This window comes from Lentzea sp. NPDC036949, from assembly GCF_055608075.1.
Window position 1 is genome coordinate 39,484 of sequence record NZ_JBVJRA010000024.1, and the last position, 23,022, is coordinate 62,505.

At 67.9% G+C, this 23,022-nt stretch carries 18 protein-coding genes and 3 pseudogenes; 10 read left to right on the plus strand and 11 right to left on the minus strand.

Annotation, left to right across the window (positions count from 1 at the left end):
- Positions 1 to 32 precede the first annotated feature (32 nt).
- Entirely contained in the window at positions 33 to 2,120 is a 2,088-nt protein-coding gene (locus tag ACZ7CD_RS37880; RefSeq protein ID WP_470380770.1) for an alpha-galactosidase, read from the plus strand.
- A gap of 251 nt (positions 2,121 to 2,371) precedes the next feature.
- On the opposite strand, the gene ACZ7CD_RS37885 is transcribed toward ACZ7CD_RS37880, so the two are convergent.
- The 3 genes from ACZ7CD_RS37885 to uvrA form a co-directional block, all read right to left on the minus strand.
- On the minus strand, positions 2,372 to 2,839 hold the full coding sequence (locus ACZ7CD_RS37885; protein ID WP_360397811.1) for an SRPBCC family protein: 468 nt from the start codon (positions 2,837 to 2,839) through the stop codon (positions 2,372 to 2,374).
- Positions 2,840 to 2,978: 139 nt separating this feature from the next.
- Positions 2,979 to 3,164 carry a hypothetical protein gene (locus tag ACZ7CD_RS37890; RefSeq protein ID WP_470372455.1) on the minus strand — a complete coding sequence of 62 codons (186 nt, stop codon included), beginning with the start codon at positions 3,162 to 3,164 and terminating at the stop codon, positions 2,979 to 2,981.
- Complete coding sequence (uvrA, locus tag ACZ7CD_RS37895; protein WP_360397807.1) at positions 3,161 to 6,040, minus strand: excinuclease ABC subunit UvrA; 2,880 nt, start codon at positions 6,038 to 6,040, stop codon at positions 3,161 to 3,163. The genes ACZ7CD_RS37890 and uvrA overlap by 4 nt, the downstream gene beginning before the upstream one ends.
- A gap of 223 nt (positions 6,041 to 6,263) precedes the next feature.
- Between uvrA and ACZ7CD_RS37900 the strand changes: the two genes are divergently transcribed.
- Positions 6,264 to 7,016: a maleylpyruvate isomerase family mycothiol-dependent enzyme gene (locus tag ACZ7CD_RS37900; RefSeq protein ID WP_470380771.1), complete on the plus strand. Its 753-nt coding sequence runs from the start codon at positions 6,264 to 6,266 to the stop codon at positions 7,014 to 7,016.
- Between the two features lie 47 nt (positions 7,017 to 7,063).
- On the opposite strand, the pseudogene ACZ7CD_RS37905 reads toward ACZ7CD_RS37900, so the two are convergent.
- A pseudogene (locus tag ACZ7CD_RS37905) lies at positions 7,064 to 8,023 on the minus strand (acyltransferase family protein); the annotation flags it as partial.
- Positions 8,024 to 8,171: 148 nt separating this feature from the next.
- Between ACZ7CD_RS37905 and ACZ7CD_RS37910 the strand changes: the two are divergent.
- The gene (locus ACZ7CD_RS37910) at positions 8,172 to 8,849 is read left to right on the plus strand and encodes an MBL fold metallo-hydrolase (protein WP_360397803.1); all 678 of its coding nucleotides are present in this window, start codon (positions 8,172 to 8,174) and stop codon (positions 8,847 to 8,849) included.
- Between the two features lie 40 nt (positions 8,850 to 8,889).
- On the opposite strand, the gene ACZ7CD_RS37915 is transcribed toward ACZ7CD_RS37910, so the two are convergent.
- Positions 8,890 to 9,294, minus strand: coding sequence for a type II toxin-antitoxin system VapC family toxin (locus ACZ7CD_RS37915; protein ID WP_470380772.1), 405 nt, complete (start codon positions 9,292 to 9,294; stop codon positions 8,890 to 8,892).
- Positions 9,287 to 9,568, minus strand: coding sequence for a type II toxin-antitoxin system Phd/YefM family antitoxin (locus ACZ7CD_RS37920; protein WP_470376129.1), 282 nt, complete (start codon positions 9,566 to 9,568; stop codon positions 9,287 to 9,289). Before ACZ7CD_RS37920 ends, ACZ7CD_RS37915 begins: the two co-directional genes overlap by 8 nt.
- A 63-nt stretch (positions 9,569 to 9,631) precedes the next feature.
- On the opposite strand from ACZ7CD_RS37920, the pseudogene ACZ7CD_RS37925 reads away from it, so the two are divergent.
- Together ACZ7CD_RS37925 and ACZ7CD_RS37930 are read left to right on the plus strand one after the other, a co-directional pair.
- A pseudogene (locus tag ACZ7CD_RS37925) lies at positions 9,632 to 9,826 on the plus strand (hypothetical protein); the annotation flags it as partial.
- Between the two features lie 79 nt (positions 9,827 to 9,905).
- Complete coding sequence (locus tag ACZ7CD_RS37930) at positions 9,906 to 14,981, plus strand: hypothetical protein (protein WP_470380773.1); 5,076 nt, start codon at positions 9,906 to 9,908, stop codon at positions 14,979 to 14,981.
- An 11-nt stretch (positions 14,982 to 14,992) separates the two neighbouring features.
- Here the strand turns inward: ACZ7CD_RS37930 and ACZ7CD_RS37935 are convergent, their stop codons facing one another.
- The 3 genes from ACZ7CD_RS37935 to ACZ7CD_RS37945 all read right to left on the minus strand — a co-directional run bounded on the left by ACZ7CD_RS37935 (position 14,993) and on the right by ACZ7CD_RS37945 (position 17,674).
- Positions 14,993 to 15,727, minus strand: a complete 735-nt coding sequence (locus ACZ7CD_RS37935; RefSeq protein ID WP_470380774.1) for a hypothetical protein — start codon at positions 15,725 to 15,727, stop codon at positions 14,993 to 14,995.
- Between the two features lie 65 nt (positions 15,728 to 15,792).
- Positions 15,793 to 17,046 carry a hypothetical protein gene (locus tag ACZ7CD_RS37940; RefSeq protein ID WP_470380775.1) on the minus strand — a complete coding sequence of 418 codons (1,254 nt, stop codon included), beginning with the start codon at positions 17,044 to 17,046 and terminating at the stop codon, positions 15,793 to 15,795.
- A gap of 46 nt (positions 17,047 to 17,092) precedes the next feature.
- The gene (locus ACZ7CD_RS37945) at positions 17,093 to 17,674 is read right to left on the minus strand and encodes a DUF7711 family protein (protein ID WP_458430863.1); all 582 of its coding nucleotides are present in this window, start codon (positions 17,672 to 17,674) and stop codon (positions 17,093 to 17,095) included.
- A gap of 29 nt (positions 17,675 to 17,703) precedes the next feature.
- On the opposite strand from ACZ7CD_RS37945, the gene ACZ7CD_RS37950 reads away from it, so the two are divergent.
- A complete protein-coding gene (locus ACZ7CD_RS37950; RefSeq protein WP_470380776.1) occupies positions 17,704 to 18,720 on the plus strand; it encodes an amidase in 1,017 nt (338 codons plus the stop codon).
- Positions 18,721 to 18,731: 11 nt separating this feature from the next.
- Positions 18,732 to 19,169: pseudogene (rnhA, locus tag ACZ7CD_RS37955) on the plus strand (ribonuclease HI); the annotation flags it as partial.
- Positions 19,170 to 19,419: 250 nt separating this feature from the next.
- Here rnhA and ACZ7CD_RS37960 read toward each other — a convergent pair.
- Positions 19,420 to 20,046 carry a class I SAM-dependent methyltransferase gene (locus ACZ7CD_RS37960; protein ID WP_470380777.1) on the minus strand — a complete coding sequence of 209 codons (627 nt, stop codon included), beginning with the start codon at positions 20,044 to 20,046 and terminating at the stop codon, positions 19,420 to 19,422.
- A complete protein-coding gene (locus tag ACZ7CD_RS37965; protein WP_470380778.1) occupies positions 20,043 to 21,179 on the minus strand; it encodes an aminotransferase-like domain-containing protein in 1,137 nt (378 codons plus the stop codon). Before ACZ7CD_RS37965 ends, ACZ7CD_RS37960 begins: the two co-directional genes overlap by 4 nt.
- A gap of 73 nt (positions 21,180 to 21,252) precedes the next feature.
- On the opposite strand from ACZ7CD_RS37965, the gene ACZ7CD_RS37970 reads away from it, so the two are divergent.
- From ACZ7CD_RS37970 to ACZ7CD_RS37980, 3 genes are read left to right on the plus strand one after another with little or no spacing between them, the layout of a single operon-like run.
- Positions 21,253 to 21,708: a GyrI-like domain-containing protein gene (locus ACZ7CD_RS37970; protein WP_470380779.1), complete on the plus strand. Its 456-nt coding sequence runs from the start codon at positions 21,253 to 21,255 to the stop codon at positions 21,706 to 21,708.
- Between the two features lie 33 nt (positions 21,709 to 21,741).
- A complete protein-coding gene (locus tag ACZ7CD_RS37975) occupies positions 21,742 to 22,053 on the plus strand; it encodes an ArsR/SmtB family transcription factor (protein WP_458430857.1) in 312 nt (103 codons plus the stop codon).
- Positions 22,054 to 22,056: 3 nt separating this feature from the next.
- On the plus strand, positions 22,057 to 22,965 hold the full coding sequence (locus ACZ7CD_RS37980; protein ID WP_470380780.1) for an SRPBCC family protein: 909 nt from the start codon (positions 22,057 to 22,059) through the stop codon (positions 22,963 to 22,965).
- Positions 22,966 to 23,022 lie beyond the last annotated feature (57 nt).

Here is a 23,022-nt window from a genome sequence, read left to right on the forward strand (position 1 = left end):
GTTCAGTTGTGTTTGATGTGGACGGGGCCCGCATGAGCAACACGGAGGTCGTGCACCTGCACGACGACACCTCCAGCGTCGTCATCACCGTCGAGGGCGCAGGCCTGCCGGTCGTGGCGCACTGGGGGCGCACCCTCGGGGACCTCGGCCAGGCCGCACTGCGCGGCCTGGCCGGCGTCGTCTCGTGGAGCAACCCGAACAACACCCCGGACGTCCCCGTCCCGCTCGCGCTGCTGCCCGACGCCGGTGCCGGGTACTCCGGCCGTCCGGGTCTGCGCGGGCACCGCGGCGGTGAGCACTTCGCCCCGGCGCTCCAGGTCACCTCGTCCTCGGCCGAGGACCGGATCTTCCGCTACGCCGCCTCCGACGCGGCGGCCGAGCTGACCGTCACCGGCACCGTCGAGCTGCTGGAGTCCGGCATGCTCCGGCTGCGGCACGTCGTCCGCAACGACGGCACGACGCCGTACGCGCTGGAGGGCGTGGAGACCGCGCTGCCCGTCCCGTCGCACGCCACCGAGCTGCTCGACTTCACCGGCCGCTGGAGCCGCGAACGCCAGCCGCAGCGGCAGGCGTTCCACCACGGCTCGTGGGTGCGGGAGAGCCGGCGCGGGCGCACCGGGCACGACGCGACCATCGGGTTGCTGGCGGGCACGCCGGGGTTCTCGTTCCGCGACGGCGAGGTGTGGGCGCTGCACGTGGCGTGGAGCGGCAACCACGTGACGTACGCGGAGAACCAGGTCGACGGCACGCCCGTCCTCGGTGGCGGCGAGCTGCTGCTGCCGGGTGAGATCACGCTGGCCGCGGGCCAGGAGTACGAGACGCCGTGGCTGTACGCGGCCTACTCGCCGGCGGGTGTCGACGGCATCAGCGCGGCCTTCCACCGGCAGCTGCGGGAACGCCCGCGGCGGCCGCGGCCGGTCGTGCTGAACACCTGGGAGGCCGTCTACTTCGACCACGACCTGGGGCGGCTGACCGCGCTGGCCGACACCGCCGCGGCGATGGGCGTGGAGCGGTTCGTGCTGGACGACGGCTGGTTCCGGCACCGCCGCGACGACACCGCCGGGCTCGGTGACTGGTTCGTCGACGAGACCGTGTGGCCGGACGGGCTGACCCCGCTCATCAAGCACGTGCGCGCGCTCGGCATGGAGTTCGGCCTCTGGTTCGAGCCGGAGATGGTCAACCCGGACTCCGACCTCTACCGCGCCCACCCGGACTGGGTGCTCGGGCCGCGTCCCGGCGTGCTGCCGCCGCCGTCGCGCCACCAGCAGGTGCTGAACATCGCGCACCCGGAGGCGTACGCCTACATCCTCGACCGCGTGTCGTCGGTGCTGGCGGACAACGACATCGCGTTCGTGAAGTGGGACCACAACCGCGACCTGATCGGCTCGCGCGTGCACGAGCAGACCGCCGCGTTCTACCGGCTGCTCGACGAGCTGCGGCTGCGGCACCCGCACGTGGAGATCGAGAGCTGCTCGTCCGGCGGCGGGCGGATCGACCTCGGCGTGCTCGCGCGCACCGACCGCGTGTGGACGTCGGACTGCAACGACGCCCTGGAACGGCAGCTGATCCAGCGGTGGACCGGTGTGTTCCTGCCACTGGAGCTGATGGGCGCGCACGTCGGCCCGACGAAGTCGCACACCACCGGGCGTGTGCACGACCTGTCGTTCCGCGCGGCCACGGCGTTGTTCGGGCACTTCGGGATCGAGTGGGACATCAACTCGGCCACCGACTCCGAACGCGCCGGGCTCCAGGCGGTGATCGAGTACTACAAGGACGTGCGGTCGCTGGTGCACAGCGGGGTCGTCGTGCACTCCGACCACCCGGACCCCGCGGCGTGGGTGCACGGCGTCGTGGCCGCCGACCGGTCCGAGGCGTTCTTCGCCTACGTCCAGCTCACGACCTCGACGCAGACCAAGCCGCGCCGCGTGCGGCTGCCGGGCCTCGACCCCGAGCGGACGTACCGGCTCTCGTTCGACGCGCCCGCCGGCCGACCGCGGCTGACGCAGCGGGGTCCCGCGCGCTGGGAGACCGTGGAGCTGCCCGGTTCCGTGCTGTCGGACGTCGGGGTCCAGCTGCCGGTCCTGGAACCGGAGCAGGCGGTGCTGCTGCGCCTGCGATGAGAGACGGGAAGAGCCCCGACGGGAACATCCCGCCGGGGCTCCTCTCTCCCCTGTGGGCCCGGTCGCCGCGGCGACCACCGCCCTCCACACGCAGGGCGGGCCACACCGGTTCACAACGATCTTGAACTTCTTCCAGCCGGCGACCACACGCCGAGCAGCTGGGCCGGTTGGTGCGCCACCTGTCCGCCGACGGATGACCGGTTCCGCGCACACGGGCGGCCGGTCGTGCGGAGCTGGCGCCCGCGCCGAGGTCAGGACTCGGGGCGGCTCGCGGCCCGGACCTCCAGCTGCTGCTTCAGCCCCTTGAGGCCGCCGCGCATCATCAGGTCGTGGTTGCCGCGGAAGAACGGCTTCGCGATCAGCACCAGCCGCCGCAGCAGCGCCTTGTTGACCACGACCTCCTGGTCGAACACCAGGTCGGTGCCACCGTCGCGGCCGATGATCTCCCAGCCGGCGAAGCCCTCCAGGTCACCGGTCAGCGTCGCGCGCAGCAGACCCGCCTGCTGGTTGCGGATGCTGTGCCGCGCCCGGATGACGAGGTCGAAGGGCAGGAACGACCGGCAGCGGAGCTCACCGGTCTCATCGTCGATCTTCGTCGCCGACTTGACCTCCGGCCACCACCGCGGGTAGTTCGCGATGTCGGACAGCACCTCGTACACGGCTGCCGGCGGCGCGCAGACATGCCACACGCTGCGGAACCGGTAGCGGTTGAGTGACACGTCAGAATCATCCCGGATAGCTCGTGGGAGTCACAGTCCCTCGACAGAAGTCACATCGAGAGGTCAATTCCCCACGACCGGGAATCCGGCTCCACCACCGCTCCAGTGCCGCTCAAGCAGGGCCCGAGCGGCGCCTAGTTCACTTGTCGGCGAGGCGGGGAAGCCGTTCCAGGGTTCGCAACCAGCCGACAGCCGCGACACGGCGGAGTGCCTGCTCCGACATGTCGAGCGCCTCAACGAGGCTGAAGGGGTACGCCACGGGCACGCCGCGCGACGCCGCAAGGGCGCGCTCGCGGTGGGCCAGCGCATCGAGTGGGATCATCACCCTGCCGCCGACACCTCCTCATTCCCGAGCACCTGCAGCAGGAACTGCCCCGTGTAGCTCTCCTCCACCTGCGAGATCTGCTCGGGTGTGCCCTCTGCTACGACCATACCGCCGCCGGAGCCCCCTTCGGGACCCATGTCGACGATCCAGTCGGACGTCTTGATGACGTCGAGGTTGTGCTCGATGACGATGACGGTGTTGCCCTTGTCCACCAGCCCGTTGATGACGCCCAGCAGCTTGCGGATGTCCTCGAAGTGCAGACCCGTCGTCGGCTCGTCGAGGATGTAGACCGTCTTGCCGGTCGACCGCTTCTGCAGCTCGGAGGCGAGCTTCACGCGCTGCGCCTCACCACCGGACAACGTGGGTGCCGGCTGGCCGAGCCGCACGTAGCCGAGACCGACCTCGACCAGCGTCTTCAGGTGGCGGTGGATGGCGTTGATCGGCTCGAAGAACGTCGCGGCCTCCTCGATCGGCATGTCGAGGACCTCGGAGATCGTCTTGCCCTTGTAGTGCACCTCCAGGGTCTCGCGGTTGTACCGCGCGCCCTTGCACACCTCACAGGGGACGTAGACGTCCGGGAGGAAGTTCATCTCGATCTTGATCGTGCCGTCGCCCGCGCACGCCTCGCAGCGGCCGCCCTTGACGTTGAACGAGAACCGGCCCGGCTGGTAGCCGCGGACCTTCGCCTCGGTCGTCGCCGCGAAGAGCTTGCGGATGTGGTCGAACACGCCCGTGTAGGTGGCCGGGTTCGACCGCGGGGTGCGGCCGATCGGCGACTGGTCGACCTGCACCAGCTTGTCGACCAGGTCCAGGCCCTTGATCCGGGTGTGCCGGCCGGGCACCTGGCGGGCGCCGTTGAGCTTGTTCGCGAGCACGGTCGCGAGGATGTCGTTGACCAGCGTCGACTTGCCGGAGCCGGACACGCCGGTGACCGAGGTGAGCGAGCCGAGCGGGAACGACACCTCGATGCCGCGCAGGTTGTGCTCGCGCGCGCCGACGACCGTGAGCTGGCGCTTCTTGTCGATCTTGCGGCGCTTCGCGGGCATCGGGATCGACTTGCGGCCGGACAGGTAGGCGCCGGTGATCGACTCCTTGTTGCTCAGCAGCTTCTTGTACGGGCCGCTGTGCACGACCTTGCCACCGTGCTCACCGGCGCCGGGACCGATGTCGACGACCCAGTCGGAAGTGCGGATCGTGTCCTCGTCGTGCTCGACGACGATCAGCGTGTTGCCCAGGTCGCGCAGCCGGGTCAGCGTCTCGATCAACCGGTGGTTGTCGCGCTGGTGCAGGCCGATCGACGGCTCGTCCAGCACGTACAGCACGCCGACCAGGCCGGAGCCGATCTGGGTGGCGAGCCGGATGCGCTGCGCCTCACCGCCGGACAGCGTGCCGGAGGCGCGGTCGAGCGAGAGGTAGTCGAGGCCGACGTCGAGCAGGAAGTGCAGGCGGGCCTGGATCTCCTTGAGCACCGCGCCCGCGATCATCGACTCGCGCTTGCCGAGCTTGAGGCCGTCGAGGAAGTCCGAGCACTCGCCGACGCTCATCGCGCAGACCTCGGCGATGGACTTGTCGCCCTTTTTGCCGTGGTGCAGCGTGACCGCGAGGATCTCGGGCTTGAGGCGGGTGCCGGCGCACGCGGGGCACGGGACCTCCCGCATGTAGCCCTCGTACTTCTCCCGCATGTAGTCGGACTCGGTCTGCTCCTGGCGCCGTTCGAGGAACGGGATCACGCCCTCGTAGTTGGCGTAGTAGGAGCGCTCACGGCCGTAGCGGTTGCGGTAGCGGACGTGCACCTGCTCGTCGATGCCGTGCAGGATCGCCTTCTGCGCCTTCGCGGGCAGGTGGCGCCACTGCTGGTCCATCCGGTAGCCGATGGTCTCGCCGAGCGACTGCAGCAGGCGCGTGAAGTACTCGGCGGTCTGCCCGCCTGCCCACGGCGCGATGGCGCCCTCTTCGAGCGTCAGCTCGTCGTCGGGGACCACGAGCTCCGGGTCGACCTCCTTGCGCACGCCGATGCCGGTGCAGACCACGCAGGCGCCGTACGGGGAGTTGAACGAGAACGACCGCGGCTCCAGGTCCTCGATCGCGAGCGGGTGGCCGTTCGGGCAGGCCAGGTTCTCCGAGAAGCCCCTGACCCGGTTCGGGTCGGTCTCCGGCAGGTCGACGAACTCCAGCTCGACCAGGCCGTCGGCGAGCCTGAGCGCGGTCTCGACCGAGTCGGTCAGGCGCTGCTTGGACGACGCCTTGACGCTCAGCCGGTCGATGACGACCGCGATGTGGTGCTTCTCCTGCTTCTTGAGCTTCGGCACCTCGCCCAGCGCGTGGACGACCCCGTCAACCTTCGCTCGCGAGTAGCCCTGCGACTGCAGGTTCTGGAACAGGTCGAGGTACTCGCCCTTGCGGCCGCGGATGACCGGCGCGAGCACCTGGAACTTGGTGCCCTGCTCCATGGCGAGCACCTGGTCGACGATCTCCTGCGGCGTCTGCTTGCCGATCGCCTCACCGCACTGCGGGCAGTGCGGCTTGCCGGCGCGGGCGTAGAGCAGGCGCAGGTAGTCGTAGACCTCGGTGATGGTGCCGACGGTCGAGCGCGGATTGCGGCTCGTGGACTTCTGGTCGATGGAGACCGCGGGCGAGAGGCCCTCGATGAAGTCGACGTCGGGCTTGTCCATCTGCCCGAGGAACTGGCGCGCGTACGCCGACAGCGACTCGACGTAGCGGCGCTGCCCCTCGGCGAAGATCGTGTCGAACGCGAGGCTCGACTTGCCGGAGCCGGACAGCCCCGTGAAGACGATGAGGCTGTCCCGCGGCAGGTCGAGATCCACGCTGCGCAGGTTGTGCTCGCGGGCGCCGCGAACGACAAGACGGTCTGCCACTGGGGTCCCTTCGGCTGCGATTGGCGGGTCACTCACGCCACACTCTTCCGAACAAGCGTTCGAAGCGTACTAGCACCGTTCCGGAGGCTGTGACCGACCCGCGAACCATGCTAGGTGCCACCACCGACAAAAACGGATCGGGCGGCTTCCGCATTCCCCTGAACAGGCTCTACCTCCTAGGCTGGGCACTTCGATCAGCCTCAACGTCGGGGAGAGGCAGCACATGACCTACACGCCGTCCACGCAGCACACGTCGGTGCCGTCGCCGCGGGGAGTGCCCGACCGGCACCTGACCGCGGTGCGGCAGGCGACGGACGTGCTGTACGAGGTCGTCGAGGAGCTGGACGAGACCGCGGTGCGCGGCCCCAGCCTGCTGCCCGGCTGGACCCGCGGGCACGTCGTCACCCACCTCGCGCGCAACGCCGACGCGCTGGTGAACCTGCTCACCTGGGCCAAGACCGGGGTCGAGCACCAGGCGTACGCGTCGCGCGCGGACCGCGACGCCGACATCGAGGAGGGCTCCCGCAGGCTGCTGCAGGTGATCAGGGCCGACCTCGACTCCGCCTGCCAGCGCTTCGACGCGGCCTGCCGCGACCTGCCCGCGCACGCCTGGCGTTCCGAGGTCGCCTCGCCCAAGGGCGCGTCGATCCCGGCGTCGTCCGTGCCGTTCCTGCGACTGCGCGAGCTGTGGATCCACCTGGTCGACCTCGACGCCGGCGTGACGTTCGACGACCTGCCGGCCGACCTCGTGGAAGAGTTCCTCGACGACGTCCTGCGCCGGTTCGAGGGCCGTGTCGACGCGTTCTCGGTCGAGGTCACCCTGCCCGGCGGCGCTCAGCGCAGCTGGGAGCTCACCGGCCCGGAGAGCCGCAACTCGGTGAGCGGGCCGGCGAGCGCCGTGCTGGCGTGGCTGACCGGCCGTTCCGACGGCTCCGAGCTGCGCGGCGAGCTGCCGGAACTGCCCGACTGGGCCTGAGTGAGCAGCCGGTAGGCGGGCCGTTCGACGAACTTCGTGAGCGCCCAGCCGAGCACGACCGCCGAGGTGAGGAAGCCGGCGAGCAGCCACCAGGACCGCAGCCCGGCGTTGTGCATGCGGTCCATCACCACGGTGCCGATCTGCTGGTGCACCAGGTAGACGCCGTACGAGATGCCCGCGAGCCACGTGACGGCCCGCTGGACCGGGTTGAAGAACACCCAATCGGGTCCAGCGGCCGCCGCGCACACGAGCAGTAGCAGCACGCCGAAGCCGATCGTCGATCCGTACTCGGTCGTGTGAACCGCCTGTGCCACCGACGTGGCGGTCAGCAGTGCGCCCAGGTGCGCCGTGCCCATCCGGTGTTTGGACCACAGCCAGATGGCAATCCCTGCGGCGAAGAGCTGCGCGCGGTGCAGCGCGAACCCGTTGTAGATCGTGAAGAGCGCGTACGAGTGGTCCAGCAACGGCCGCAGCAGCAGCGGGGTGACGACGAGCCCCCACAGGAAGACCCGCAGCCCGGTCCCGTGCAGCCGCTTGACCAGCAGCGCACCCGCGACGAACGCGCAGATCTGCACCGGCACCGTCCAGTAGGCGAAGTCGACGATGTCGACGTCCGGGAACCACTGGTTGACGAGCAGCAGGTTGTAGACGACGTCACGGCCGTCGAGCTGGCTCCACCCCTCCGGCGCGACCCATCTCTGCACGGCGTAGGTGAGCAGCACGGCGGCCATGTAGGCGGGCAGCAGCCGCGCGAGTCTTCTCCACACGAAGCGGCCCGGCCGGCCGTGGCTGAGGGTGGCGCAGGCGAAGAAGGCCGAGACGACCATCAGGGTGCTGGCGCCCATCGACATCGGGAAGGTGAACGGCAACGGCCCCAGGTCGGGGTGGCTGCTGACGCTCGTGAGCGTGGCGTGGTGGAGCAGCACGCATCCGATGGCGACGACCCTGAGGACGTCCCAGCTGACCCGCCGGGTCGTCCGGGACTTGTGTCGTTGCTCTGGGATCACGAGAGGTGGGGACCTGTTCGTCGATGCGGGTTGGTGCCTTCGGAGTACGCGGCGACGGATTGTCGACCTTTACTTACCCTATGAGTGCAACCTGTATGCAACCTGAAGGTGTGCGGCGCACGGCCCGGAGCGACTACCGTCAGCCACCGTGGACGTACTCGAGAACTACACCGGTCACGTCGAGCCCGGCGGCCCCGCGGCCAGCCGCACCCTCCCCGCGCTGACCATCACGAAGATCTCCGTCGGACCGATGGACAACAACGCCTACCTGCTCGTTTGCCGGTCCACGAACGAGGCGTTGCTCATCGACGCGGCCAACGACCACGAGCGCCTGTCCGCCCTGCTCGACCAACTCCCCACGCGCCCGGCGCTGCGCACGATCGTGACCACGCACCAGCACGCCGATCACTGGCAGGCACTCGAACCCCTGGCCACCACCCACGGCTGCACGACCGCCGCCCACGAGCTGGACGCCGCGGTCCTCCCCGTCGCACCGGACGTCCTCGTGGACCACAACGACACCATCGACGTGGGAGAAGTCCCCCTGACGGTGATCCACCTGCGCGGCCACACCCCGGGCTCGATCGCGATCTTGTACGACGACCCGGACGGCCGCCCGCACCTCTTCACCGGAGATTCACTCTTCCCGGGGGGTGTGGGCAAGACCACCTCGCCCGACAACTTCGCCTCGCTCATCAACGACGTCGAGGACCGCGTGTTCGCGGTGCTGCCCGACGAGACGTGGTTCTACCCCGGTCACGGCGACGACTCGACCCTCGGCGAGCAGCGCCCGTCCCTCGCGGAGTGGCGCGCCCGCGGCTGGTGATCCCTGGCCTGCCGGAGAGCCCGTTCTCCGGCAGGCACCATCAGACCTCGATGATCGTGACCATGCCGTCGAGACCTTTGAAGTCCTCGGCATTCCTGGTGTACAGCGGCAGCCCGCGCGATGACGCGACGGCGGCGATCATCAAGTCCATCCGCCGCGGCTTCGGGTTTCGATTCGCCGCAATGGTGAGCGCCACCAACGTGCCGTACCTGGCAACTGCCTGACCATCGAAGGGCAGCGGCTCGAAGTCGACGATCGCCGCACCCAGCTTCTCCGTGCGCGCAGCTCTGGACGCAGCGTCCTTCGCCATCATCACGCCTTGGTGCAACTCGGCCATCGTGACAGCCGTGAGCTCGGGAACCTGCGGCAGACCAGCCGGATCCAGAAGGCCCAGATCGATGTAGGCGCACGTGTCGAGCACCCCCGACTCGGGACGTTCAGCCACGACTGCGCTCCCACGGGTCAGAGTCGCCCACACGATCCTCGTCACCGAAGAACTCGTCAGCTTCCCGCCGCATCTGAGAGTGATCGACCTGAGGCAGGGTCCTGTGCCGTTCGACGAGTTCCTCAGCCGTCATGCGACGGCGACGACGAGGCAGGGGACGGAGTTCGGCGACCTCCACGCCGTTTCGCGTCACGTGGTAGGTCTCGCCCGCCTCCACCGCGTCCATGACAGCGGCGGAGTGGTTGCGAAACTCCCGTTGGCTGATGACCTTCACCAGACGAGTGTAGCCCCGCGTAGCACCATGAGCTACATCAGGAGGGCTGGTTCACCGTTAGTGCGTTCGCTCATCAACGACGTCGAGGACCACCTGTTCGCGGCGCTGCCCGACGAAACGTGGTTCTACCCCGGTCACGGCGATGACTCGACCCCCGGCGAGCAGCGCCCGTCTCCGTGGAGTGAAAGCCACACAATCGCAGCCGTGGTGACATCGATTTGCACCGCAGTCATCCCGATCGGAAGGCAGTTGGAGTAACGCTCACCTCTTCACCTCGATGTACCAGTACCGCGGTCGCAACGAGAAGCGATGAGCTCGACCAACTGCTGGAGTGGACATGAACGGCACCCCTGAACACACACCTCCACCCAGCCTTTCGACTCCACTGCTGCTCCAGGTGGATCAGCTCGTCCGGGCCTTCAGCAGCATCCATAAGTCCGGCAGATCGGGCACTGCTGCGGACATCGTCCACAACGATCTCGTCAACACACTGAGAAAACTCTCCCAAGTACACTTCGATGACTACACTCCGGATTGGCTGGTATCCGCTCCGGACGCCGGACTCGGCCTTCTGTGGAAATCGATCGACGATGCGGCCGATCTGGAAGTGGACAACCAACTGTGGCTGGTACTCGCCAACGAGCTGGAAGAATCCGGCCTGCGCCACAAGCTCCAGTCGATATCGGTACCGCACGACGACACAAAATCTACTTTCCATAGCACAGATGATCTGGACCGCTGCTCGTTCACCGCAGTGCACGACCCCTCAGGCCGGCAAGTCCGTCTCGACTTCGCCTGCGAGTTCAGCGATCAGAGAGCGCCCGATGACGAACAAGCAGCAGAACACACGTGGAAGCATCGCGTCACGGTAGCTGCCAACGGGTTGCCGAAATCGGTTCTGGACTCATTCGCCAACGGGCTCGACGATGCCATCAAGGTGCTGCGCGACATCGGCTTTTCGGATCTCCAAGTCGCAAAAATCACGCATGTGAAAATTTATCCTGGCACACACCAGACATCGACACTTCCAGTTCTCCCGGGAAACGCCAGGCTGGTGCTTGCCGTCGCAGCCATAAAACATGCACTCGAACTTCCGGAGGACTTCAGCCCGGACAGCTCGCTGCGAGACGGGCAGACCGAGGCCGGCTTTCAGCTCCTGCAGGCAAGACTTGCCGAGCTCGGCCAAAAATGGCTGGAGGTCAGACGTGCCGTCGCATTGGCAGGCCTGCACAGCAGAAAATGGGAGCTGACCAGCACGAGCGGGGAGAACGAAAGGTGTGCCAGCACTCCCGAGGGCACACGGCTGGAGGTTGTGACCAGGCAACAGGAGATTCTGGTCAACCACTTCTCAACCAACCCGCACCAGCCGGCCTTGCTCGGAGGAGGCGCAAGCAGCGGCAAAACGACCACGGCTGCCCTCGTTGCCGAGGAGCTCAGCAGTGGAAACCAGTGGCGAACACTCTTCCTGCGCCCTTTGTCCCACACCTCGCTCCGCCCGGGAAACCTGCTGGAAGCAGTGCGCTTGGCGCAGATCGCCGCGCCTCCGAGCGATGCGGAAAGATCCTTGGTCGTAGTGGATGAGGTTGCGCCCACCGAAGACTTCAACGATCTGGCCGATGAACTCGTCAACAGGGATGTTCCACGAGGAACCAGCATCCTGGTCTTGGCCCTGTACGGCGACCACGGCGGAGAGTGGCAAACGGACGGGCTTCGACAGGTCACGATCAACACCAACTCCAAAGATCGAATTGACTTCACAAGGAGACTTTTCGAGCAGAGCCGGCATCGCGAGCAAGAATTTGCGCCTCTTCTCAAGCCGCTGGTGAGCTTCGCGGGAACTGACCGCTGGCTGCTCACTCGTTCTGCCAGCGAGGTGATGGCGGTCATGGCCAGATCAGCGGACTCCCCCGCCGCCAGCAGGAAGGAGCTGCGGAACATAACCGGAGCCAACTTGAAACCGAGTGGCCGGCGGGCACTGAGCGCCAAAGCCCTCAGCGCACTCGGTCAGGTGATCGGCTTCGACCACGCAGCAGCCGCGCCTGGCACTGCCGGGCCGAATCTCCAAGACACCCCTCAGCACGCTTGGATCAGTGCCCGAGTACCGTCCGAGCACACTCAAGCACTGCGCTACCTCGCACTGCTCTCGATGCTGCGGACAGGCGTGTCCGACGCGGCAGTGGCAACGGTTCCCCCGACAGTTCTGGTCAGCTTGGGAGCCGCTAGGCGCGCATACGGATGGCGGCTCACCAGCGTTCCGATCGCTCGCGCGGTGTACGTCCACACGCTGAGCCAAGCAGACTCGTCCAGTTCTGCCGCCCAGTTCAAGGTCAACGACCCTTATCTCAAGAGGCGGATTCTCTCCGACCTCGTCGAGTACCTGGAGCCGATCGCGGTCTCCGAACCGGCCGAGGCTTCCAGGATCATACTCGCCAGTCGCCTCATCGGAGACTCCGCTCCGCGAAAACTGACCGACAGGTTCAGCAAGAAGATCATCGCCAGCATCAGCTCAGCGCCTACGGCAGAAACGTGCAGCCGAGTGCTGAACGACCTTTATCCTTTTCTCGACCACCCATCCCGTCTCACGCTGCTCCGAATGATGTTCAGAGATCTGTCGGTGGGCGGCTTCGCGGCACTCGACCACGACGTCGCGATGCAGTGCCTGGCTGTCATGAGGCGCGATGAGGAATTCATGCGCAGCCATGACGACGATCAGGCGCTCTTCAACGACGTCGTCAAAGTCGTTGCCGAGGACCTGGAGGCACTGGCTGAACGCTTCTCTCCTCCGGAATCGGTCGAGCTGCTCATGACAGCCCGGAAGATACCGGACCCCCAGGTGGCTGACGCCGCCCTGAACGCGGCGCAGGCGGCATTTTCGTGGTCAGACCCGACTCGGATCGATCACTATCGAGCACTGGTCAGCCTCGTCCGAGCACTGCGCGACGTGGACGACAGCGTCGTTCTCATCTCCGACCTCCGCGGCGCCAAGGGCTGCGCCGACCTGCTGGACGCATCGCCAGGCGACCTCGAGTGCGGCCTCTTCTTGAGCAGGCTGGGGGCGCGCATCGCCGTTGGCGAAGACCCGACCGACAACGCCGCCGCCATGGAGGAGTGGGTCAAACTTCTGGCCTCCGCCCTGCGCACCGCCGACGCACAGGACTTCCTCGCCGGAATTCTCGTGCTGCGCCGCGCGACCCGCAAGGTGCTCGCACCGCTTCTGGGATCACTGGACCTGACCGACCGGCTGCACCAGATGCTCGTCCGCAGCCCGGCCGACACCATCACCGAAGTTCTGCGGCTGTTGTACGAGAACGCTCCCCACCAAGCTTGGCACCTGCTGTACGACCAGTCCGGAAGGATCAGACGAGCTTTCATCTCCGCATGGGTATCGCGAATATCAACCGACGCCGACTTGCGTGAAGTCGGAAAAGCACTTCAGCTCACCGCCAAGATCGATTCCCTGGAAATACGCCTCAGCGAGCAGACTGCTCACCTCGACATCGAATACTTCTCCAGAGCATTGTCCGACTCACTGATCCTCGGGGTAGAAGCCGCTCTCAACCATGAGGATCGACCAGAGGTGGTCCGGCACGTCCTCCAAGGACTAATAGACTGCAACACGCCCGCCGAGGAATTGGAACGCTTGCGGGCGAACTGCTCGCGCATTCTGCTCGACGGCGCCGCCAACGGCATCCAGGAAGGCGCGGCACGGTTGGCTTTGCGCTTGTCCCACGAAGACGCATTTGGCCCTGCCTTCCTCGGACCACTGCACAAGGCCTTGACAGAACGCCCTGCAACCGGGCACCGGAGAGATGATGACTCCTCTGCCGAGAAGCTGGTGGAGATCCTGCTCCGCGTGGGCATGCCCTCCCACATCGAAGCTCTGCACCGCCTGGTGCTGGCCATGAGCCCTGAGGCCGCACAAGCCTTCGAGCGGGATTTCAACGCGAGATCGTTCTTGCGCGGCCTGCCGATCCAACGCTCTCTCGACACAATGCGTGCGCTGACCGCAGTGAGCAAAACGCTCTCCTACGCCGGCCGCACCAGCGCCGGCCAAGAACTGCTGGACCTCACCGGCGGGACCATGAAGTGGGAGGTGAGACTAGGACAGATCGGGAACATCCACCACTTCATCGAATGTGTCGACCTCCTCGGCGACATGAGCGCCGAGGAGTCCAGGAGAGTGATCGACTTCCTCAACCAGCAGAGATCGACGCGATCTGCCGGACAACTGACGCTATGGCGCAACAGCACCCCGGAGCCGTCAAGGCTTCGAACGTTGATGAAACAGGCCGGCTCAAGCATCACAACGTTGCGGATGTTGCGGAGCGTGTCCAAAACAAGCCCTGATGTCGCTCGCAAGCTCGCGAACAGCTATGCCAACGGAAAATGGTGGGAGCACGACATCCTGACGTTGATCGACACGGCAGAGCCCGCGGAACTGGGCAAGCTGCTGAGAGACGCGGCACGCCTCCACATCGAACTGTCCGACGGTGCCGTGAACCGGCTGGCGCAACGCTGGACCACCGAACTCCAGGGCGTTCGTGGTGTCTGGTCGTTGACAGAACTCCTGCGCGGGGTGCACGCCACCGCGCCCGAGGTGGCGGTCCAGATCACGGAACAGATCAGGTTCGACCTCCTCAAGCGGCGAGTGGAGCAAGGCCGCATCGATGAACTGCTGAAGATGGGGTCCTTGTTGAACGTTCTGCGCCTGATCGGCGCTGAGGCCCAGGCAGGAGACCTCCTCGACGCTGTGCCCATCAGAGCTTTCACCAGGGTCGAAGCCGCCGAACTCGCCGAGTTCGGGGTGACTTGCTCTGAAATGGCGATGGACGGCCATCAGGCGCTTGAACTCTGTGACCTGCTGCAGGAGCGCCGATCCACGCTGATCTCCAGCAGGTTCACCCTCGACCGATCCGAGCTGTCGATCTCGGCCGGTTTCGTCTCCATGGCCTTGATGGCCCTGGGACGTGATCCTGAGGAAGCCGAATGCAGAATGGCGACCAACCACCCGGCCGCTCGCCTGTGGATGCGAGCTTTCTCCATCACCCCTTCGATCAACTCTTCGGACGATGCTCGTGACGACTACGACAAGGTCTCAGGCCAAGATCTGCGCCAATGGGCAGCTGCGGCACTGCTCTGCTGTGCCGCGACAGACGGCACGTTGGGCGAGCTGGATGAAGACCACGCGCGAAACCTGACCACCCGCGCTTTGGGAGCGTCACCGAAGTGGCTGTTCGCTCTCATGCTCTTCAGCGAGAGGTTTTCCGACCTGTCGCGTCTACTGGCTCCCCGTACGTACGAAATCGAACAGAGCCTCGACACTGCTTGCAGGTTCAGCATGGACGGTTCGGCAGCCGCTCGGTCGACTTTGAACAGGCTGTTCTCCACACCGCACGATCTTCACGATTTGTGAGGGGTGGCAGCTCACCCGTCGATTCCCGTGCTGTGCACGTCCAGTTCAGCAGCTTCACCAGCTGATGCGAACAGTCTCAGGAAATACCGGCCGTACGAGGTCAGGATCCACCTCTGCTCGCCGTCAGCATCACCTGTGGAGGTGTCCGCGATCAGGCCGTGGAGTTGAAGCATGGACAGCACCGGACGGAGCACGCGTTCGACATCAGTCCGTTCGGAGGCTATCTCCGAGAACGTGAGACCGGCGGTTCCTCCCGCACCGCCGGATCCTCCGCTGTCACCAGGGTGGAAGAGGACGTCCAGCACCGCGACGTGGGGCTCCTCCAGCGCGGCCAGAGTCGCTCCTTCGACCACCTCGCGGTTGAGCGTTTCATCTTCTGCAATTCCACCGAGCCGATGCAGTTGACGACCGATAGCGATCAACTTGCGTTGCGAAGAAGTCCGCCCGGCTGCTTCGAGGAGCTGCTCGGCAAGGGTTTCTTTGAGGGGGCTCGCAGTGAGTCGGTTGACCAACTGCTCCAAAGACAGGTTCCCGATCTTGCCGGCCATGTCGAGAACGAACCCGCTTTGTCTCTCCTGTCTGATTGCCTGGCGTCTCCGGAAGACCTCAGCAGACTCCACGGCAGCCTGCGACAGGGCAGATCCGATGCCTGGAATCCATCCGACGATTCCGGCAGCAGCAACACGGACCAATGCGTCCTTGGACTCACGCTGCTTGCTGCTGTTCGAGTTCTTGTTTGCACTCATCGGCACATCGTGCCTTAAGTGGTGGTCGTCGAACCAGCTGACTCAACAAACAGGTGCCGAATCTGCTAGCTGGTGGCTGTGCCACCGGTCCTCGCCCGTCGGTCCAGCACCGCGATGACCACCAACGCAGCGGCAGCCACACTCAACAACAGGCCCCACAACGGCAAGTACTCGGCTTCCGGCAACTGCCCCCACACCCGCCCGTAGTCGAGCACCGGCTGCACAACCTGCCGCAACCCGTCGGCGAACCCCACCAGCACCAGCCCGAACGCGACCGGCAACACCCGCAGGTGCAGCAACGTAGGCGCGGCGGTCGCCGCCGACGACGTCACCGCCGCCATGGCCAGCCCGATGACCAGCGCCCCCAGCCCGCCCTGCGTCACGTCGGCGTACTCGCCGGTGAGCTCGACCACCGTCACCATGAGCACGGCGAGCACCGCGCACGCCAGCGCCGCCACCACCGTCGGCTGTCGCAGCTGCGCCGCGAGCAACCCGACCCCGACACCGACCAGTGCGGCGGGCGCGTAGTTGGCCACGCTGCCGGCGGACATGTAGATGGCGAGCGTGATCGGCGCGGCGACCGCGAACAGCACGAGCCCCGCCGTCGCGATCCTGAGCAGCGCGCCCCGTCCCAGCGCGATCGCGAGCGCGGTGGCACCGGCCAGCAGGAGCACCCCTGCCACCACCGGTGCGGAGGGCTGTCCGACGAGGTGGCCGAGCACCGCCACCACCACCGGCAGCAGCGCGGCGAAGGTGCCCACCACCCTGGTGCGCCGGTCGAGGGGCTCGACGGTCACCTTGCCCGTCCGTGCCGCGAACACCGCCAGCACCGCCCCGGCCACCGCGAGCCCGGCCAGCGTGATCTCCAGGGCCGCCGGCCGCAGCGGGCTCGACAGCCACGACAGCCCGAGGAACACCGTTCCCAGCAGCTGCACCGCGACGACCAGCGCCGCCAGCGCGGCGTCCCGTGCCGCCGACAGCGCGCCGAGGACGACCAGCACCGCCCCCGCGGTCCCCAGCGACCCGACGATGCTCGCGATGCCCGGCCGGGAGCTCGTGAGGTGCACGTGCGACTCGGTCGTCGCGACGAGGACGCCGAGGGTGCCCGCCACCAGCAGCCACGGCCACCGCCGCGAGAACCACACCCCGGCGACCGCCGCCACGAGCGGCATCCCGAGTGTCGCGACGGCGTACTTGCTCAGCTCGAACGTCTCGCCGCGGGTGGAGACGAGGTCGGCGTCGCTCACGGTGAACAGGGCGAGGAGCGCCAGCGCGACCGGCCCCCAGAGCCAGCCGAGCTCACGACGGGTGTTCTGCACAGCGCGGAACGTAACCCAGCACGCAGGACGCCGGGGTGGAATCGGATCAGTTGACCACGTCGAGCAGCTCCAGGTACCCGCCGCTGACCCGCCACAACGCGTCCGCGTGCGGTGTCAGCTTGCCCGGTGCCCACCGGTGGTCGGTGTAGGTCTGCTGGGCCCGCCGCAACGCCGCGAGGCTGACCTCCAGCTCCTCCTCGACCCGCTTGCGCAGCTCGTCGGGTGACGGCGCGGCCTGGCGCACCAGCTCACCCGTGCCGTCGCTCACGGCGACGAGCGTCTCCTCGGCGATCCCGCCGGCCGCGCTCCACACCAGCGCGGGTCGCTCGATCCGGTGGTTCCACACCGGCGCGCCCGCCGACCGCCAGTGCGCCGCGAACGGGTTGCGCGACAGCCGCGTCGAGTTCGCCCAGTGCTCCGCCCCGACCGGTTCGCTGCGCCACGGCACCTCGTCGACCGGCAGGTCCACCACGAGCGCGACGTCGATCATGTCCACGTCCCGCGGCACGTCCAGCAGGTCGCCGAAGACCCACAGCTCGACCACCTGGAACCGGAAGAACGAGGTCGGCAGCTCGGCGCACTTCTCCGCGAGCTCTCCGAGGTGGTGCACAGCACGAGTCCACTTCACCCGCACGATCCTCCCCCATGATGTGCGCGGTGCCCGAACTGACCGCCACCGAGATCGCCCGCGCCGTGAACACCGGCGCCACCACCGCCGTGGACCAGGTCGCCGCCGCACTGGACCGCCTCGCCCGCGTGGAACCGCACCTCCGCGCGTTCACCGAGGTCTTCGACTGCCTGGACCACGCCGCCGAGGTGGACCGCCGCGTGCGCTCCGCGTCCCTGCCCCTCGCCGGTGTCCCGATCGCCGTCAAACGCGGTGAGCGGCGCGCGCACCGGGAACGGTTGACGGCCCTGGGCTGCGTCCCGATCGGGCTGACCACCACTCCCGACGGCACCACGCCGTGGCAGACCTGGGGCCGCAACGCGCACGGCGTGACCCGCAACCCGTGGCACCCCGACCGCACTCCCGGCGGTTCCTCGGCGGGTTCCGCCGTCGCCGTGGCGTCCGGTGTCGTGCCGCTGGCCACCGGCGTGGACGGCGCGGGCTCGATCCGCGTCCCCGCCGCGTGGTGCGGCGTCTTCGGACTGAAGACGACCTCCTCCGAACGCTCGGCCGTCGGCGTGTTCGCCCGCCATCCCGACGACCTGGCGCTCTACCTCGGCTGCGCCGGTTCCGCCTCGGTGACCGCGGCCTGGTCCCCCGACCTGGGCTTCGCCACCGTCGACGCCGAGCAGATCGCGGTGGCGCACGCGGCCGCGCTCGCCCTGCGGCCTGCTCCGGCCGACCTCGTCCTGGCGGACCCCGCCGCCGACTGGTTCGCCGGACGCTGTGGCGCGAACCCCGCCCTGGACGCGTTCTTCGAGCACACGGACCTGCTGCTCACGCCGTGCACGCCCGGTCCGCCGCACGGCCACGACGGGCCGGGTGAGCGCGTGAACACCAGCTTGACCTGGGCGTTCAACCTGAGCGGGCATCCGGCGCTGAGCATTCCGGCCGGGTTCTGCGAGGGGTTGCCGGTGGGTCTGCAGGCCGTTGCCCGGCACGGCCGCGAGGCCGACCTGATCACCGCCGCCAACCACCACCGCAGCGCTGTCAAACCTCGTCGGTAGCCTCATCGGGCATGGAGGTCGAGATCTACACCGACGGTGCGTGCAGCCCCAACCCGGGACCGGGCGGCTGGGGTGCGGTGCTGCGCTACGGCACGCACGAGAAGGACATCTACGGCGGTGACATCGGCCCGACGACGAACAACCGCATGGAGCTCATGGCCCCGATCATGGCGTTGGAGGGCCTGACCCGGCGCTCAACTGTGCGGCTCTACACGGACAGCACCTACGTGCGCAACGGGATCACGTCCTGGGTGCACGGCTGGAAGGCGAACGGCTGGCTCACGAAGTCCCGCGAGCCGGTCAAGAACTCCGACCTGTGGCGCCGCCTCGAAGCAGCGGCGAACCAGCACGACGTCGAGTGGCACTGGGTCAAGGGCCACGCCGGCCACCCCGAGAACGAGCGCGCCGACCGCCTGGCCGTGCGCGGCGTCGAGGAGGTGACGGGCCGCGAGATCACGCAGCCCGCGGCGAAGCCGAAGAAGGCGGCCAAACCCCGGCAACCGCAGAAGCCGAGCGAGAACCCGTGCGGCGCGCCCACCAAGAAGGGCACGTCGTGCCCGATCACCGCGGGGGCGAGCGGGTTGTGCCACGTCCACGACCCGGCGTTGCAGTGCGGCGCCCTCACCAAGCGCGGCGTGCCCTGCGCGATCGCGACCGGCGGCGGTCGCTGCGAGCACCACCAGGACGCGCTCGAACTGTTCAGCTGAGCAGGTCGTAGCAGGAGTGCACGGCGGGCTGGCCCGTGTAGTTCGGGCCGGCCCGGTCGTCCGCGCCCAGGTAGCGGAACGGCAACGCCGGCCGCCCCTCACCGGCGAAGCTGATCAGGCGTTTCCGCGTGTCGTAGCGGAATCCGGCCGCGCGCAACGCCTTGGTGAGCACACGGCCGTACGGGCTGCCATCGGCGCGACGCACGCTGGCGACGTCGAAGTTCGCCACGAACCGGCCACCGGGCGCCAGCCACGACACGGCGCGGGTCAACACGGCGAGCTTGTCGCCCACGTAGTGCAACCCGTGCACGCACGTGACGAGGTCGACGGCCGCCGCGGGTTCCCACTCGTCGACCGGCGCCACCGCGAACCGCAGCCCCGGGCGTTCCGGCACGTGGTGGTCGACCAGGTCCACGCCGGTGATCGCCACGTCGGCGCGTGCGGCCTCCGCGAGCGCTTTTCCGGAGCCGCAACAGAGGTCGACCCACCTCGTGCCGGACGGCAGCCGCAGGTCCAGGCCGAGCTCGCGGCGGTACCCGGCGAGGCCGCGCTCGCGGTTCATGGCGCAGTTCGCCACGACCGACGAGCGCCACAGCGCCTCGTCGTCGAGCAGGCTCACCGCAGCACCCCGGCGAGCCGTGACATTCCCTCCGCGATCTCCTCGGGAGTGTTGGTGGTGAAGGACATCCGGAACGTCGCGTGGTCCGGTGTCGTCGCGAAGAACGGCGCTCCCGGAACGAACGCCACGTCGTGCTCCAGCGCCTCCTTCAACAGCACCGCGCTGTCGACCTCGCCCGGCAGCCGCAGCCACACGAACATTCCGCCGTCCGGGTCGCTCCACGTAGTGCCGTCCGGAACGGTCGCGGGCAACGCGTCGATCATCGTGTCGCGCCGCCGCCGATACTCCGCGCACAACATCTTGACGTGCGCGTCGAGATCGTTGCGCGCCAGGTAGATCGCCGCTGCCGTCTGGTCCACAGTGGACGTGTGCAGGTCCGCTGCCTGCTTCACCACCACCAGCGTCCGCAGCAGGTCGCCCGGAGCGCGCAGCCAGCCGAGCCGCATGCCGGGCGCGCCGATCTTCGAGAAGCTGCCCAGGTAGATCGTTCGATCGCTGATGGATGCGAGCGGGGCGACGGCGTCGCCGCGGTACCGCAGCTCGCCGTACGGGTCGTCCTCGACGACCCAGAGGTCGTGCGCGGCGGCGATCTCGGCGACCTCGGCGCGGCGAGCGGCGGACAGCGTGCAGCCGGTCGGATTCGCGAACGTCGGGACCAGGTAGAGCAGCGAGGGACGGTGCGCGGCCACGACTTCACGCAACGAAGCCGGGTCCAGGCCCTCGGCGTCGCTCGCGACCGGGACGATGCGGGCTCCCGCCAGCTGGAAGCATTGCAACGCAGCCAAATACGTCGGTTCCTCCACCGCGACGACGGCGCCGGGCTCCAGCAGTGCCGTCGCGACCAGCGTGAGCGCCTGCTGCGAGCCGGTGGTGACGAGGACGTCCGATGTGGGCAGTCCGCGCGCCGTCAACCGTTCGGCGACGAGGCCGCGCAGCGTGGAATTTCCTTCTGTCGGCGCGTATTGCAGCACCGAGCGGTCCCGCAACGCCTCGTCGTAGGCGGCGCGCAGACCGTCCAGGTCGAACAGTTCCGGAGCGGGAAGCCCACCGGCGAAGGAGATCACCTCGGGGCGGGACGTCAGCGCGAGGAGGTCGCGCACCGGGGAGCTGGCGACGTCGAGGACGCGGTGCATGACCGCCACGGTAACCGCGCGGGCTCCAGCAGATCGCAGATTTTTTGTCAGGGGTCCTGGCTAGTTTGGACCCATGGACATCGAAACCCGGGAAGAGCAGCCCTACGCGGCGATCAAGGACACGGTGACGCAGGAGACGTTCGGCAAGGTCGCCGACCGCTTCGCGGACGTCATGCAGTGGCTGGCCGACCGCGAGTTACCGATCCTCGGAGCTCCGTTCTTCCGGTACTCACGCGTGACGGGCAACGAGTTCGAGGTGGAGGCCGCCATCCCCACCATCGCCGAGGTGCCCGCGAACGGCGACGTGTTCTGCTCGACGCTGCCCGCCGGCCGGTACGCCGTGGAGGCGTACGAGGGCCACCCGGACGGCCTCGCGGAGGTGACCGGGCGGCTGCTCGCGCGGGTCCTGCCGTTCGACCGCGACGGCGACCGCTGGGGTGCGCGCCTGGAGACGTGCTTCACCGACCCCGCTGTGCAACCCGACCCGACGAAGTGGACGACGGAGGTGGCCATCCGCTTGGCTGACTGACCACAAATATGCCTCATAGGCTATATTGCTGGCATGGCATCTACCTTCGCCGTGCTGGCGGATCCGAGTCGCCGGGAGATCCTCGACCTGCTGCGTGAACGCGAGCGGCCGGTCGGCGACCTCGTCGACCGGTTGACGCTGACCCAGCCGACCGTCTCGAAGCACCTGAAGGTGTTGCGGGAGGCCGGTCTGGTCGAGGTGCGCACCGACGCCCAACGCCGCTGGTACCGGGTCAACCCGCGCCCGCTGGCGGAGGTGGAGGCCTGGCTCGCGCCCTACCGCGCGATGTGGGAGGAGAGCCTGGACGCGCTGGAACGCCGGCTCGACGAGATCGAAGGGGACTGAGCCGTGGACGCCGAACTGCGGATGATCGAGGGCAAGCCCGTCCTGCGCTTCGAGCGCCGGCTGCGGCACTCGCCGGAGAAGGTCTGGCGGGTCGTCACCGAACCGGCCGAGATGAAGCACTGGTTCCCCGCCGAGGTCACCCTCGACGGCCGCGCGATGCGCTTCACGTTCCCGGACGCCGCCCCGGTCGACGCCGACGGCGGCGAGGGCGAACTGCTCGAGTCCGACCCGCCGAAGGTCTTCGCGTTCCGCTGGCACAACGACGTGCTGCGCTTCGAGCTCCTGCCCACCCCCGACGGCTGCCTGCTGGTCTTCACCGCGGTCATCACCTCGAAGCTGTCCGCGGGCCGCGACGCCCCCGGCTGGACCACCTGCCTCGACGCCCTGGTCGCCCACGCAGACGGCACGGAGTTCAAGCCCCCGACCGACCACCTCGCCCGCATCGAGCACCACATCGCCGAGTTCGGCCTCGACGAGGGCACCGACACCCCGGCCGGCATCGTCTTCGTCCGCGACCTCGTCTGGATCCCGCTGCACGACGTCTGGTCCGTCCTCACCGAGGGCACCACCGTCACGGTCCCGCCCCGCGCCGCGCACCACGGCATCACTCCCGGCCGCGTGACCCGCGCCGAGCCCCCGCACCTCCTGGAGTACGAGTGGCTCCACGACGGCACGCCGCAGGGCGTCGTCCGCTGGGAGTTCACCCATGAACACCTGCAAGGCACCACGGTCACCCTCACCCAAGAGAACGCCCACGGTCCCGAAGCACTCGCCGCCTGGCACGTGCACATGGAACTCTTCTTCGCCGCCACCCAGGGCGACGTCCGCTGCCCTTGGCCCACCGACCGCGAACAGGAGCTGACCCACCGCTACGCCGCCCGCCAGCCCGCCGCCGACCACCCGGTCGAGTGAAGCTTGTCCTGATTTCCTCAGACCGTCGTCTGTCAGATGTCCGAAACCCACACCCTC

What these genes read in the sequence shown, in the direction of transcription:
- ACZ7CD_RS37880 (WP_470380770.1), top strand. Translation starts at nt 33, where the DNA reads ATGAGCAACACGGAGGTCGTGCACCTGCACGACGACACCTCCAGCGTC.
- ACZ7CD_RS37900 (WP_470380771.1), top strand. Translation starts at nt 6,264, where the DNA reads ATGACCTACACGCCGTCCACGCAGCACACGTCGGTGCCGTCGCCGCGG.
- ACZ7CD_RS37930 (WP_470380773.1), top strand. Translation starts at nt 9,906, where the DNA reads ATGAACGGCACCCCTGAACACACACCTCCACCCAGCCTTTCGACTCCA.
- ACZ7CD_RS37935 (WP_470380774.1), bottom strand. Translation starts at nt 15,727, where the DNA reads ATGAGTGCAAACAAGAACTCGAACAGCAGCAAGCAGCGTGAGTCCAAG.
- ACZ7CD_RS37965 (WP_470380778.1), bottom strand. Translation starts at nt 21,179, where the DNA reads ATGCACCGCGTCCTCGACGTCGCCAGCTCCCCGGTGCGCGACCTCCTC.
- ACZ7CD_RS37970 (WP_470380779.1), top strand. Translation starts at nt 21,253, where the DNA reads ATGGACATCGAAACCCGGGAAGAGCAGCCCTACGCGGCGATCAAGGAC.
- ACZ7CD_RS37975 (WP_458430857.1), top strand. Translation starts at nt 21,742, where the DNA reads ATGGCATCTACCTTCGCCGTGCTGGCGGATCCGAGTCGCCGGGAGATC.